Source organism: Hoeflea sp., from assembly GCF_039975035.1.
In the GTDB taxonomy this organism is placed as follows: Bacteria; Pseudomonadota; Alphaproteobacteria; order Rhizobiales; family Rhizobiaceae; genus Hoeflea.
The window spans coordinates 21,746-34,029 of record NZ_JBDWHW010000225.1 but is presented as its reverse complement, the minus strand read 5'-3'; the positions used below and the strand labels follow the sequence as shown (position 1 = coordinate 34,029).

12 protein-coding genes are annotated in these 12,284 nt (G+C 60.2%); 8 read left to right on the top strand and 4 right to left on the bottom strand.

The genetic code is table 11. The features are described 5' to 3' along the window. Positions 1 to 198 (bottom strand): hypothetical protein (locus ABJN75_RS19990; RefSeq protein WP_348441354.1); only part of this gene is annotated, 198 nt, incomplete at its 3' end. Between the two features lie 34 nt (positions 199 to 232). Between ABJN75_RS19990 and ABJN75_RS19985 the strand changes: the two genes are divergently transcribed. Further along, the gene (locus ABJN75_RS19985) at positions 233 to 1,540 is read left to right on the top strand and encodes a hypothetical protein (RefSeq protein WP_348441353.1); all 1,308 of its coding nucleotides are present in this window, start codon (positions 233 to 235) and stop codon (positions 1,538 to 1,540) included. 28 nt (positions 1,541 to 1,568) lie between these two features. Here ABJN75_RS19985 and ABJN75_RS19980 read toward each other — a convergent pair whose 3' ends face one another. Further along, positions 1,569 to 2,411, bottom strand: coding sequence for an RNA methyltransferase (locus ABJN75_RS19980; protein ID WP_348441352.1), 843 nt, complete (start codon positions 2,409 to 2,411; stop codon positions 1,569 to 1,571). A gap of 2 nt (positions 2,412 to 2,413) precedes the next feature. Then, the gene (locus ABJN75_RS19975) at positions 2,414 to 2,809 is read right to left on the bottom strand and encodes a hypothetical protein (RefSeq protein WP_348441351.1); all 396 of its coding nucleotides are present in this window, start codon (positions 2,807 to 2,809) and stop codon (positions 2,414 to 2,416) included. A gap of 113 nt (positions 2,810 to 2,922) precedes the next feature. On the opposite strand from ABJN75_RS19975, the gene ABJN75_RS19970 reads away from it, so the two are divergent. Both ABJN75_RS19970 and rpoH read left to right on the top strand, forming a co-directional pair. After that, positions 2,923 to 3,906 (top strand): RluA family pseudouridine synthase, encoded by a 984-nt coding sequence (locus tag ABJN75_RS19970; RefSeq protein WP_348441356.1) that lies wholly within the window; start codon positions 2,923 to 2,925, stop codon positions 3,904 to 3,906. A gap of 164 nt (positions 3,907 to 4,070) precedes the next feature. Continuing rightward, complete coding sequence (gene rpoH / locus ABJN75_RS19965; protein ID WP_348441350.1) at positions 4,071 to 4,973, top strand: RNA polymerase sigma factor RpoH; 903 nt, start codon at positions 4,071 to 4,073, stop codon at positions 4,971 to 4,973. An 822-nt stretch (positions 4,974 to 5,795) separates the two neighbouring features. Here rpoH and ABJN75_RS19960 read toward each other — a convergent pair. After that, positions 5,796 to 6,215 carry a DUF4112 domain-containing protein gene (locus tag ABJN75_RS19960; protein WP_348441349.1) on the bottom strand — a complete coding sequence of 140 codons (420 nt, stop codon included), beginning with the start codon at positions 6,213 to 6,215 and terminating at the stop codon, positions 5,796 to 5,798. 406 nt (positions 6,216 to 6,621) lie between these two features. Between ABJN75_RS19960 and ABJN75_RS19955 the strand changes: the two genes are divergently transcribed. The 5 genes from ABJN75_RS19955 to ABJN75_RS19935 all read left to right on the top strand — a co-directional run bounded on the left by ABJN75_RS19955 (position 6,622) and on the right by ABJN75_RS19935 (position 12,279). Continuing rightward, entirely contained in the window at positions 6,622 to 8,229 is a 1,608-nt protein-coding gene (locus ABJN75_RS19955) for an AMP-binding protein (protein ID WP_348441355.1), read from the top strand. Beyond that, complete coding sequence (locus tag ABJN75_RS19950; RefSeq protein WP_348441348.1) at positions 8,226 to 9,716, top strand: hypothetical protein; 1,491 nt, start codon at positions 8,226 to 8,228, stop codon at positions 9,714 to 9,716. Before ABJN75_RS19955 ends, ABJN75_RS19950 begins: the two co-directional genes overlap by 4 nt. Further along, complete coding sequence (locus tag ABJN75_RS19945; RefSeq protein ID WP_348441347.1) at positions 9,713 to 9,964, top strand: phosphopantetheine-binding protein; 252 nt, start codon at positions 9,713 to 9,715, stop codon at positions 9,962 to 9,964. The genes ABJN75_RS19950 and ABJN75_RS19945 overlap by 4 nt, the downstream gene beginning before the upstream one ends. A gap of 20 nt (positions 9,965 to 9,984) precedes the next feature. Then, a complete protein-coding gene (locus ABJN75_RS19940; protein ID WP_348441346.1) occupies positions 9,985 to 11,040 on the top strand; it encodes a hypothetical protein in 1,056 nt (351 codons plus the stop codon). 177 nt (positions 11,041 to 11,217) lie between these two features. After that, positions 11,218 to 12,279, top strand: a complete 1,062-nt coding sequence (locus tag ABJN75_RS19935; protein ID WP_348441345.1) for an aminopeptidase — start codon at positions 11,218 to 11,220, stop codon at positions 12,277 to 12,279. Positions 12,280 to 12,284: the final 5 nt, after the last annotated feature.

The window sequence follows — 12,284 nt, the reverse complement described above, 5'->3', positions numbered from 1 at the left end:
GGCGTCAATATCGGCTATCTGAAGATGACGCCGTCGCCGACATGGAACCCGTTCTAGACAGAATTGAAGTAATCCGAAGCTTGAGGCGACCGTCACCGGCCGCTTTATTGTCGCCGCCGCCCGTTCTGGTTCCATGATGCGGCTTGCCGATATGTATTGGCCATGCTTAAAGCTCTCCCAGGTTTTGCCGGGTTTCATTCTTAAGCCCTGCCAGTGACAATGTGGGTTCACAGTGATCGAGTTTGTCCTGCTATTTGCGTTGGGTTTTCTCGCGGCCGCTCTGGTCGCGCTGATCGTTGCGCCAATTGTTCAACGCCGTGTGGTGAGCTTGACCGAGCGGCGCATCCGCGCCAGCGTCCCCTTGTCAGCCGCGGAAATCCGCGCCGAGAAGGACATGGCCAGAGCCGCCTTTGCCGCTGAAAACGCTCGGCTGTCGGTGGATCTCAAGCGCAATCGCGACCTGCTCAGCGAAAGCGTCGCGCGCAGCGCAAGGCTAAGCGACGATCTGGTGGCAATCCGCGCCGCGAAACTGTCCGCCGAGGAAACCATCACGCAGCGGGACGCCAGCATTCGCGACCTCAACGCCGAAGTGACAGAGCGTGACGACAAGATCACGACACTGACCGGCAATTTCAGTGACGCGACCCGGTTGGCCGAGGCACGCCGGCAGGAAATGGCAAAGCGTGATGACCAGATCAACCGACTTGGTTCCGAGCTCGAGGAACTTCGCATTGATCTTGTCACGCTTGATACCGAAGCCGAAAACTTCAAATCGCAGATCAGGGAACTTCGCGATGAACGCAACGCGTTGCGCGAATCCCTCAAGCTCGCCGAAAACGCTGCTCGGGATCTCGAAAACCGGCTGAAAAGCAGTGAGGATCGGCTGACGCAGAACGAGGAAAAACTCGCCAAGGCGATAACGGCGCTGACTGACCGTGAAAACGCACTCGACCGCCGTGTTGCCGAAATCGAGCGTTTCCGGCAGAAAAACCGGCAATTGTCGGAGGAATTGAGGGCAGCCAGGAGTGCGCTCAAAAAATCCGCCAACGGAACAAGCACGGCAACGGATTCCGGATCCGGCAAAAATCAGCAACCAAAATCAAAGCCGGCGTTGCGCGCTGTCACCGGGCTGAAGCAGGAGCCTGCTTCGCCAGCCGAAATCAAACACAGCACCGCAGAGAACCCAGCGCACCAGCAGCAAGACAAGCCCGCACCCCCTTCGCCCGCATCCGTGGAGCCGGAAGCAAACGGGCACGAAACCGACGTCATGAGCGAGGACGAGAAGATTGACCGTCTCCGCGCCCGTCAGGCGGCGCTTGTCGAACGATTGCTGAAGGCAGACAAGGACAGGAATGATGCCGCGCTGCGCCGGGAAATTGCCACTGTCGCGGCTATGATGGTCGAACTGACCGCCAGCAGGGAAGGCAAAGCCTCACGCGTCAACACCATCCTTGCCGGAAACGAGGAACCGGGACGTTCCGGGACAAGCGAGCCGAGCCTTGCCACGCGCGCCCGGGACATGATCTCCGCCAACCATTGATCCGGCCGGCCCGGCGGTGAGACTGAATTCAACTGCTCTCGGTGCGGCCCATTTGACCAGCGACATGCCAAAGCGCGATACCGCTGGCAGTCGCCACATTGAGGCTGTCCATGCCCGGCGCCTGCTCGATCCTGAGCGTCTTGACGACATCGAGAATGCCGGCAGGCAGCCCTTCGCCTTCGGTTCCCGCCAGCAGCGCCACACGCCGGCCCGGCTTGAAACCGGCCAGCGGCTCGGCGCCTGAAGGCGACAGGCCGACGACCTCGAAGCCGCCGGATGAAAGCGTGGACACCAGATCGGCGATCGAGCCGCCACGGCAGAACGGAACCCTGAGCGCCGCCCCGACCGAGACCCGGATTGCCTTGCGATAAAGCGGATCGCAGCAGCAGGCGTCGAGCACGATGCCGTCGGCGCCGAAGACGCCGGCGTTTCGAAAAATCCCGCCAATATTGTCGTGATTGGCAATTCCGCAGGCCACAACCAGCAATGCCTGCTCGGGCATGTCTGACAGGAACTCCGGCAGGGACTGCGCCGGAACATGCCGCCCGACCGCCAGAATGCCGCGATGCATGGCAAAGCCAACCGCGGCATCCAGCACATCGCGTCCCGCAACGTAGACCGGACAGGCGTCATTCATGCGGGCGAGAACATCGCCAAGGCCATCGACGCGGTTTTCGAGAATCAGCGCTTTTTCGAGAACGAAGCGCCCGCCGCCGGTCTCCGCATCCAGGAGCGCCTGCAGCACGACCCGGCCTTCGGCGATAAACCGGTCGCCGCGCCCGGCGAGATCCCGGTCGCGCATCGCGGTAAACTCGACGATGCGGGCATCCGCAGGATCTTCAATCCGGATCAGACGCCCCTCACCCACCATGATCAGCGGTTGATCACGACAATATCGCCGACGATGCGGCCAACCGACACATCGTAGATGGCAAGACGTCTTGATCCATCGGACGCGCGGCCGAAAAAGCCGATGCGGGCGCCATCCAGCGAAACGCTTTCAATGACAAACCCCGCCGGCAGCGCCGCCACGGCTTCAAACGGCGCATCGGACGGCACGGTCATGAAAGAGCCGCCAAGCTGAGCCTCGGCAACCGGCGTGTCGCCGCGTTGCGTGAATTTATAGACAATTGCGCCCAGCACGGCCATAAGACCGATGAACATGACGCCGATCGACACGGCCAGCAGCCGCACCATCTTGCGCCGCACCTTTTCCATCTCCGGATCAAGCGGCTTTTCGTCGAGATCGTCATCATTCACTGTCGACATTTCCATTCCTTGCCGGGCGGACCCTGAAATTGAAGAACGCGACCCCGTTTAACGAAGCCGAGCCGCATAGGGAAGCCCAACTTCTCCCCGATGCCGGACTTGACCACAAAACCCTGGTGGCCGGCGAGGATGCCGGCGGCAGGCTCGACGCCTGGCTGGCGGCCGAGCTGGAGCCTGATCTGTCGCGCAGCCGCATCAAGGCGCTGATCGAGGCCGGCGCCGTCACCGTCAACGGCGTTGCCGCCAAACAGGCAAAACACAAGATCCATCCCGGCGACACGGTGGACCTGAGCATGCCCGAACCGGAGGACGCCGATCCGGTGGGCGAGGACATCCCGCTCGAGATCCTATACGAGGACGACGACCTGATCGTGCTCAATAAGCAGGCCGGGCTGGTGGTTCACCCCGGCGCGGGCAACTGGACCGGAACCCTGGTCAACGCACTGATCCATCATTGCGGCGACAGCCTGTCGGGCATCGGCGGGGTGCGGCGGCCGGGCATCGTCCATCGCCTCGACCGCGACACCACCGGGGTGATGGTGGTGGCGAAAAACGATCATGCCCATCGCCATCTTTCCGAGCAATTCGCCGACCACGGACTGACCGGTCCGCTCGAACGCGCCTACCAGGCCATTGTCTGGGGCAAGCCGCAAGGGCTCAAGGGCACCATCAACGCCAGCCTCGGCCGCGCCCGCGACCGGATCCGCCGCGCGGTGCGCACCGATGGCGGCGACGATGTCCGTCATGCCGTGACCCATTATCTGGTCTGCGCGCGCTATGCCGAAAAACCCGACGGAACCAGCGACGCATCGCTGGTCGAATGCAGGCTGGAAACCGGGCGCACCCACCAGATCCGGGTGCACATGGCCCATATCGGCCATCCGCTGATCGGCGACGCCGAGTATGGCGGGGCCTTCCGGACCAAGGCCAACCGCCTGCCCGATGAGGTCCGCGAGATCGTCAACGCCTTCCCGCGGCAGGCGCTGCATGCGTTCCTGCTGGTGTTCGAACACCCGGCAAGCGGCGAAACCTTGCGGTTTGAAGCCCCGCTGCCCGCCGACATGGAAGAGTTGCGCACAGCATTGGCGGGTCTTTGAAGCCCGCCGGCGGCAGCTATCACGCGAGCGTGATGGCCGATGCATCTTGATCCCGGGTTTCGCCACAATTACATGACATCTGGATCAGACCCGGATGCGATTTTCGGTCCGGGGCTGGAGGCTTGCCGCAAGGAAGCCAGAAACAGGGATCAGGGGGTGCTGTCATGGCCCAAGTAAGTTTACCGTCCATTTCCGCCGGCGAGAACGGTCTGAACCGTTATCTTTCCGAAATCCGCAAGTTCCCGATGCTGGAACCGCAGGAAGAATACATGCTGGCCAAGCGGTTTCTCGAGCATGAGGACACCAAGGCCGCGCACAAGCTGGTCACCAGCCATCTTCGTCTGGTCGCAAAGATTGCGATGGGCTATCGCGGCTACGGCCTGCCGATCGGCGAAGTCATTTCCGAAGGCAATGTCGGGCTGATGCAGGCGGTCAAGAAATTCGACCCGGAGCGCGGCTTCCGGCTGGCCACCTACGCCATGTGGTGGATCAAGGCCTCGATCCAGGAATATATCCTGCGCTCGTGGAGCCTCGTCAAGATGGGCACCACCGCCAACCAGAAACGGCTGTTCTTCAACCTGCGCAAGGTCAAGAGCAAGATTCAGGCGGTCGATGATGGCGACCTCAGGCCGGACCAGGTTGCCGAGATCGCCACCAAGCTCAATGTCTCGGAGGCGGAAGTCATTTCGATGAACCGTCGCCTGGCCGGCGACGCTTCGCTCAATGCGCCGATCAAGACCGGCGAGGGAGAATCGGGCCAGTGGCAGGACTGGCTGGTCGATGATTCCGAAACCCAGGAAGACATGCTGGTCGAACAGGATCAGCTGGAAACCCGCCGCGCCATGCTGCAGAGCGCGCTCGGCGTGCTCAATGAACGCGAACGGCGGATCTTCGAGGCGCGCCGCCTGCGCGACGATCCGATCACGCTGGAGGATCTCTCCACCGAGTTCGACATCAGCCGCGAGCGGGTGCGCCAGATCGAAGTGCGCGCCTTTGAAAAGGTGCAGGACGCGGTGCAGAAATCCGCCGCCGCGCGCGACAAGGCGCTGGTTACGGTCGCCGACTGAGACGCGCACGGATCGCGGAACATATCGGACCCCGGAAGCGGCAAACGCTTTCGGGGTTTTGAGTGCGTACCCCATCGTCGTCATCCGTCCGCCCCTTCGTCATGCAGACCCGATCGGACCTTCCGTCATGCCGGACTTGATCCGGCATGACGGGGTGGAGAGACAATGCCCGCCACCCCCCATCAGCCACCCCAAAACCCCGCGCGCGAAAAACTCGCCGTCGGTTCAAGGGCAGTTAGGGTGTCCGGCAACAATCCGGACTTGCGGGGCGCGCGGGCGACAGGCCCGTGGTGGTGGAAGAAGTGGATTGGCGCAATCACCCGCGCCCCACCGGTGAGGGACACATGCGCTTTCCGGGCGCATATGACTTCCTTCCCGCCGAAGCTCTCACCCAGTCCCGGACGGTTCGTTGCGTTCGGCTGAACCGCCAGCCGAACCCGCCCTTGCCTGCCCGCTCCCGGCCTCGATACCGTCCAGCATAAGCAGGCCTTGTCAGGACCGGCGTCATTTGCGACGCCGCCGGTGCTGGTGCGGACCAGCAGGTCTCCGGTTCCGGCAAATTTTTGCCGGGGTGAACGCAATCGCCGGGCTTTTGGTCCGCGGGTACGGTGCCCGCGCGCCAAAACTCACCGCCTCCCGCCGGCCAAGGCTCCGTCAGCCCCGGCCATCCGCTTGGAACAGAAGGTAAGGCCAGTATCGCATGGGGGCAAAGGGTGGGGAAAAACTCGGGATGATTTTTTTGGGGAGACGTATTTTGCACGGCGCATCGGCTGGCCTGTCCGGGCGGGCAATCGGTCGTCACGCTGCCGGGCGCGGCAGCATTCAGGGCATTGCACCCGTTTGGGTTTGCGCAGAGCTATGTGTCTGTTTTCTGACACCAAGTTGCTCGCGCAGGATGGCGACATTGCGCAGATTGGCCTTGAAGCCGACGTCAAAGAGATCGCCGATCACCGGCACCAGACCGATCACGTAATCGGCCGCCGAATTGGCGACCATGCGGGCAATATGGCGTTTGCCGATCCCCATCCTGTGTCCGCGCCAGATGATCCAGATCGAGGGGGCGGCCACCAGCGTGTCGCCGACGCCTGGAATCAGGCCTATAACCGTGTCCAGTCCGAAGCGGATCGACGTGCCCGGAAGGATGAACCGGCTGTCCAGCGTTTTGGCCAGCCGGTTCAGCTGTTCGAGCTCCCGCTCGATCACGATCAATTCCCGGTCGTCAGTATAGTGGATGTCTGTCATGTGACACAAACTGTCTCACCCGCTGTTTGTTCCCACTGGGCCCGATGGAATCGGTGCGGACCGGCAGGTCTCCGGTTCCGGCAAAGCCCGGGGCGTTCCCTTGGCCGGGCTTCTGGCCAGCGGGAACAGTGCCCGCGCGCCAAAACCCACCGCCTCCCTCCGGCCAAGGCTCCGTCAGCCCCGGCCATCCGTTTGGAACGGAAAACTGACCTTCACGCAGATCCATTCCCGGGCAGCGCCAAGTTCCCAAGGCAACCCCATGCAAACAAGAAAATAACCATCCGAAATGTCGGTTATATTCTAGCCTTAACAAAAGACTATTCAACAAGACGCCTAAATACATGAATAGATACAATTTTAAACATTAAGGTAAACAAACATATAAAATTGAGACGTCGTCGCCTTGATGATACGCATCTCCTCGAAAAGCGGGGAGTATGACGTGAAACATGATTTCAATATTGCTTCACCATTCAACCGGGCCGCGATAGAGTTTCCAGAACGGAACGCTCTTTTGGTCGGATCGGACCCGTTCACCTACAAGGCCCTCAAGCAAAAGGTGCAGGCGTGCGCTTGTTGCCTTCAACCTGTTTTGAGCCACGGCCGCATTGGAATTCTTGCGTCTCGCAGCACCGAGGCCTGCATTGGGATTCTCGCCACCTCGTGGGCTGGTGGAACATATGTTCCGATCGGGCTGAAACTACCCAAAGATCGGCTGATCGAACTTTTCGAAATGCTGAAACTTGATGCGCTCATCGTCGACAAGGCCGGCGAAAAGCTGCTTGCAGCCGACGTCACCGCAGCCGCTCCAGACACAATTCTTGCACCCGGGGAGCATCGAGGCGATTTCAGGCTCATCAAGGGCAGTCCGGTGCTTGCGACAGACGCCGGGACTGATGAGCCGGTGAAAGTCGGCGCGAAGCATACCGCCTATATTGAATTCACATCGGGTACCACCGGAAAGCCAAAGGGTGTCATGGTTTCGGCAGGCGCTGTCGCCTCATACCTCAAGGCGATGGAGACCTGGTACGATTTCGGCCCGGAAGACCGCGCGGCAGAAACCTGCGACATCACCTTTGATCTGTCCGTTCACAACATGTTGTCGACCTGGAAGGCGGGTGGAGCGCTGCATATCATGCGGCCGCTGGATATGATCGCGCCGGCACGCTTCGTCAGGGCCCATCAGATCACCACCTGGCTCGCGGTGCCGTCGGTTGTTGCGATGACCCGAAAAACAGGCGGCCTGTCTCCCGACAGCATGCCATCACTGAGGATTTCACTGTTTTGCGGGGAACCTTTGCCTGTAGCCACTGCCGAGGACTGGGTGAAGGCAGCACCCAACAGCATTGTCGACAACATCTACGGTCCGACCGAAGCAACAATCGCCTGCCTGCGCCAGACCTGGACCGTTGAGGGGCGCCAAACCGGGTCGCGCGCCATCGTCGCCATCGGAGAGCCTTATCCAGGCATGGAAGCCGAGATCGTAGGGCCCGACGGTCAGCCGGTGGAAAACGGAGATGCTGGCGAAATTGCACTTGCGGGCGCGCAACTGGCTGACGGTTATTTTCAGCAGCCCGAGCTGACCGCCGCGCGCTTTCCGGCGCGAAATGGCAAGCGCTGGTACCTCACTGGCGACCGCGGTTATCGCGATGAAGATGGCATCTTCCACCATCTCGGCCGGCTCGACAACCAGATCAAGCTGCACGGCCATCGCGTGGAACTTGAAGAAATCGACACCCGGCTGCGAAAAGCCGCAGGGACAGATATGGCGGTCGCCGTGGCATGGCCCGTGAGCGACGGCGTGGCCGAAGGCCTGGTGGGATTTTACTCCGCCTCGCAACACGACAGCCAGCAAATCCGCGATTATCTCCGGTCGGTTCTGCCGCCGCATATGATTCCCGCCCGCATCGAGGCAATCGAAACCATGCCGCTAAACGCCAATGGCAAAATCGACCGCAATGCCCTGTCGCGCAGGCTTGAGGCTGAACAGGTCGAATTGGAACAAGCATCATGACTTCGCTTGACACAATTCAGACCACCCGCCCTGACACCTTCAATCCGTTGAAATGGCGTCGTAAATGGCTTGAGATGGATAAGAACGAGACCGTTCTCCACTGGGCTCAGACCTTAAGGGGCCAAGTGGTTCTGCACGCCGGATTTATCGGGTTGCTGATGCTCATGCCCGTGGTTCGTAACAAGCACTTCATCCTGATTGCGTTCGCGTTGCTGCTGTGTGCAGCTTTCCCTGCACGGCGCATGCTCGCATTGACTGGTGTTGGCGCAGTCTACTTCTTGCTGCGCCCCCTCAAGCAGGAACCGCACTACACGCTGTTTGACGAGCTGTGGAATTCATTCGGCACGATGGTGCCTGCCGATGCCTCCTTCATCGGCTTCGGGCTGATCTTCATGGCCTTTGTGTTTCTGCTGATCAAAAATCAGACGTCACGCAAAATCGGCGTCATTGCGAAGCATCCGATATGGCTCATGCTTCTCCTCGGGGTCGGCCTTTCAACCATGACGGTTCTCCTTCCGCAAACACATCCGCTTTTTTCTGCGTCCTGGATTTCGTTGGGATATCTGTCGGGATCATTCTTCTTTGTCGGCTATATTCTTCTTGATGCGCGCTCCAAGACGGCCCTGCCATCCTATCAGCAGATAGGTTTTCTTCGTCCGGTCTGGGCCTATGGTTCGGTGCCGTTGAAGGGGCCGGCATTTTTCAAGAAGTTTGAGGCCAAGAACAGCACCGAACTTGCTGCGACACGACTTAAAGCGCTCAAGCTGCTGGTCTGGGCTGCAATTCTCTACTGCGTTGGCGAGATCCTGTTCAACCGCACTCTGGCTGGTGTGCTGGAAATCCCGCATCTTGAAACCGCAATCCCCGCCATTGCGGCGGGAGCTGAGGTGACTCTCGCCTCGCGCTGGGTCATCCTTGCCGTGACGTTCCTGTCGGAGCTTGTAGCTTTCGCAGTCTCGATTCATGTTTTTGTCGCAGTGATCCGCATGGCTGGCTTCGGCGTTCCGCGCGGTCTGGCAAAGCCGCTCGCCTCGCGCACGATGTCGGAGTTCTGGTCACGCTACCTGTTTTATTTCAAAGAGCTGCTGGCGGATTTCTTCTTCTATCCGACCTTCCAGCGGTTTTTCAAAAACCATCCCCGGCTGCGGCTCGCGTTTGCGACCTTCATGGCGGCCTTTGTGGGAAACATTCTTTTCGATCTGATCAGTGATTCCCCTGGTTTTGCGATCAATGGCTTCATGGATACCATCCATAACTTCTATTCCTACACGATTTATGCAGGTGCGCTGACTGCAGGACTGATCTGGTCGCAACTCTTCCAGCGACGGACCACGGCCAAGGATGGCTGGCTGCGCCATGATGTTGTGCCGCGGGTCCAGGTGATCCTCTTCTTCGCCTTGCTTCAAGTGTTTGACAACCACGATGGCCTTGTCCCGGTCGGAGACCGTATTTCTTTCCTCGCCAGCTTGTTCGGAGTGACATCATGACATCAGTGAACATCGACACCGTGCGCAACACCATTTCACAGATGCTGGTTGCACGGGACCAGGATGCTTCTTTCGAAGACAGTGAATCCCTGTTTGACAGTGGTCGCCTGGATTCGATCGCCGCAGTCAGCCTTCTGCTCACGCTGGAGACCGATTACGGCGTCGATCTGAGCGATCCGGATTTCAATGTCTCACAGATCGATACGCTTCAGGAAATCAGCACGCTCATCGCATCTCAAACCGCGTGATGCAAATCAGGAGTATCATCATGTTTATGGATACCTACAGCCATCCCGACAGGGTGCAACAAAGGCTGGCGTTGTTGGCCTTGGGCGCTGCCACAATCGCGGCTTCGCTGTTTATCGACATGGCGCTGTTTGACCGCACCTTTCTCAGCGAAGCGGATCCGGACTGGCAAGTGAGCGGCGCCATTCGCACCGTTCTCAGCCTGATCGGCGGCATGGCAATCGTGTTTGCAGTCATACCCGACTCGCTGCCTGAGCCCAGACTTTTCCGGAACGCCGGTGTGGCAGGATGGGGTCTCGGCATCATCGCGTTGATCAGCTATAGCGTTCACATATGGACGGCCTATGCGCTTGCGCAGGCACCTGAGGCACTTCGCGGCGCGGTGGCGGAACTTGGTCCGATTGCCTTGCTTCAGGAGGCCGCGATTGCCGCGGCGCTGGTATTTCTGTTGGTTGCGGTGGCAACAGGCGACGCGCTGCGTGATCTGAAAATCCTCGGCGTTCCCGGCAGGTTGCTGGCTGTGGGAATGGCGCTTGCTGTGCTGGTGCTGCTCTTGGAGGAAACCTCCTACGGGCAGCACTATTTTGGTTGGGGCACACCGGCCCAGTTCGAGGGCAACACCCAGCAGGAAACCAACCTGCACAATTTCTACACCATCCGCTTCGAGATGATCTATTACGGAGTGGCGTTTGCCGCATTCATCCTCGCACCGCTGCTGCTTCAGGTTCTGCCAGGCCAGCTTCGCGGCAAGCTCGACCATTTCATACCGCCTGCTGATTTCACCCTTCTGGCCATGCCCTTGGTGGCGGGCATGTATGCGTCATGGAACATCATGCCTCAGCAAATGATGTTCTTCGCCGGGATCATGATTTTCGCGATTCTGCTGCTGCGTTGGCGCCTGGCGCGGTCACCGGCGATGCTGGGGCTCGTCATCATCATTGCCGCTCAGGTTCTGTATCTGATCTTGGGCAGCAATCAGAGCAGCGGCTACGAAGTGGCCGAAATCCGCGAGAACAGCATCTGCTTCGCGTTGCTGGGATATTCCGTCTGGTTCTGGCACAGGAATAGACGCTTATAAAAGCAGGTCGGTGAGATCGCATCAGATTGAATTCTGTCGAAGGTTGGATGGCAATCATCCGGCCTTCAGCCATGTCTCACCGCAGCCTTGCTCAATCCGGCGCGCAGCCTTTACACTCGGTCCTCTTTCAAGAGCCACCGCGACATCTGCTCGCGAGGGCAACCCAGTGGGCAGACCGTGAAGCGTATCTTCTTTCGAGTGATTTTTGCGTTTGGGCTGCTCCCCGCCCTCAGCGGCTGCATCGGCGTGGCCTATTACGCGCAGTCGCTCAAAGGCCATGTCGAGATCATGGCGGCGCGGCAAAGTGTGGAAAGGCTGATCGGCGATGCTTCGACGCCTGAGGATTTACGCGCGCGGATGGCGTCGGCGCGGGCGATACGGCAGTTTGCCATCGGCAGCCTCGACCTGCCCGACAATGCGAGCTACCGCTCTTACGCCGATATCGGCCGGGACTATGTGACCTGGGCGGTGTTTGCCGCACCGGAATTCTCGCTCGCGCCACGGGTGATGTGCTTTCCGGTGTTCGGCTGCGTGCCCTACCGGGGATATTTTTCCAAGACCGCCGCGAATGAGAGCGCTGCGAAGCTCCAGCGGCAGGGGTTTGACGTGCATGTCTCAGGCGTTACAGCCTATTCGACGCTGGGCTGGTCGAGTGATCCGCTGCTCTCCACCATGCTGCGCCGGGATGAGACCTATCTGGCTAGCCTGGTGTTTCATGAACTGGCGCACCAGCGCGTCTATGTCGATGATGATTCGGCCTTCAACGAAGCCTTCGCCGTGACTGTCGAAACCACCGGGGTGAAGAAATGGCTGCGCGCGGCGGGCGATGAAGCCGGGTTGCGCCGCTACGAGGCCGGCCTGAAGCGCAGCGCCGACTTCGTGGCGCTGCTGGCGCAGACCCGCGACGAGTTGAACCAGATCTATCAGGGCCCCGGCACCCCGGACTGGATGCGCGCCGCAAAGGCTGCCGCGATCGAGCGGCTGAGGGTGCGCTACCGGCAGATGCGCGAGCGCCGCTGGGGTGGGTTTGGCGGATATGACGGCTGGGTCGCGGCCCCGATCAACAACGCCAAGATCGCCGCCACGTCGGTCTACAATGACCGGGTTCCGGCGTTTGTCCGTCTGTTTGAAAACTGTTCGGGCGACTACCCTCGCTTCTACGCCGCGGTCGCACGACTGGGCCGGCTGGCGAAGGCCGACCGGATCGCGGCGCTTGAGGCCGCCAGCACGTGTGAGTGAGCCGG

What these genes read in the sequence shown, in the direction of transcription:
- ABJN75_RS19980 (WP_348441352.1), bottom strand. Translation starts at nt 2,411, where the DNA reads ATGGTGGGTGAGGGGCGTCTGATCCGGATTGAAGATCCTGCGGATGCC.
- ABJN75_RS19975 (WP_348441351.1), bottom strand. Translation starts at nt 2,809, where the DNA reads ATGTCGACAGTGAATGATGACGATCTCGACGAAAAGCCGCTTGATCCG.
- rpoH (WP_348441350.1), top strand. Translation starts at nt 4,071, where the DNA reads ATGGCCCAAGTAAGTTTACCGTCCATTTCCGCCGGCGAGAACGGTCTG.
- ABJN75_RS19960 (WP_348441349.1), bottom strand. Translation starts at nt 6,215, where the DNA reads ATGACAGACATCCACTATACTGACGACCGGGAATTGATCGTGATCGAG.
- ABJN75_RS19955 (WP_348441355.1), top strand. Translation starts at nt 6,622, where the DNA reads ATGATACGCATCTCCTCGAAAAGCGGGGAGTATGACGTGAAACATGAT.
- ABJN75_RS19950 (WP_348441348.1), top strand. Translation starts at nt 8,226, where the DNA reads ATGACTTCGCTTGACACAATTCAGACCACCCGCCCTGACACCTTCAAT.
- ABJN75_RS19945 (WP_348441347.1), top strand. Translation starts at nt 9,713, where the DNA reads ATGACATCAGTGAACATCGACACCGTGCGCAACACCATTTCACAGATG.
- ABJN75_RS19940 (WP_348441346.1), top strand. Translation starts at nt 9,985, where the DNA reads ATGTTTATGGATACCTACAGCCATCCCGACAGGGTGCAACAAAGGCTG.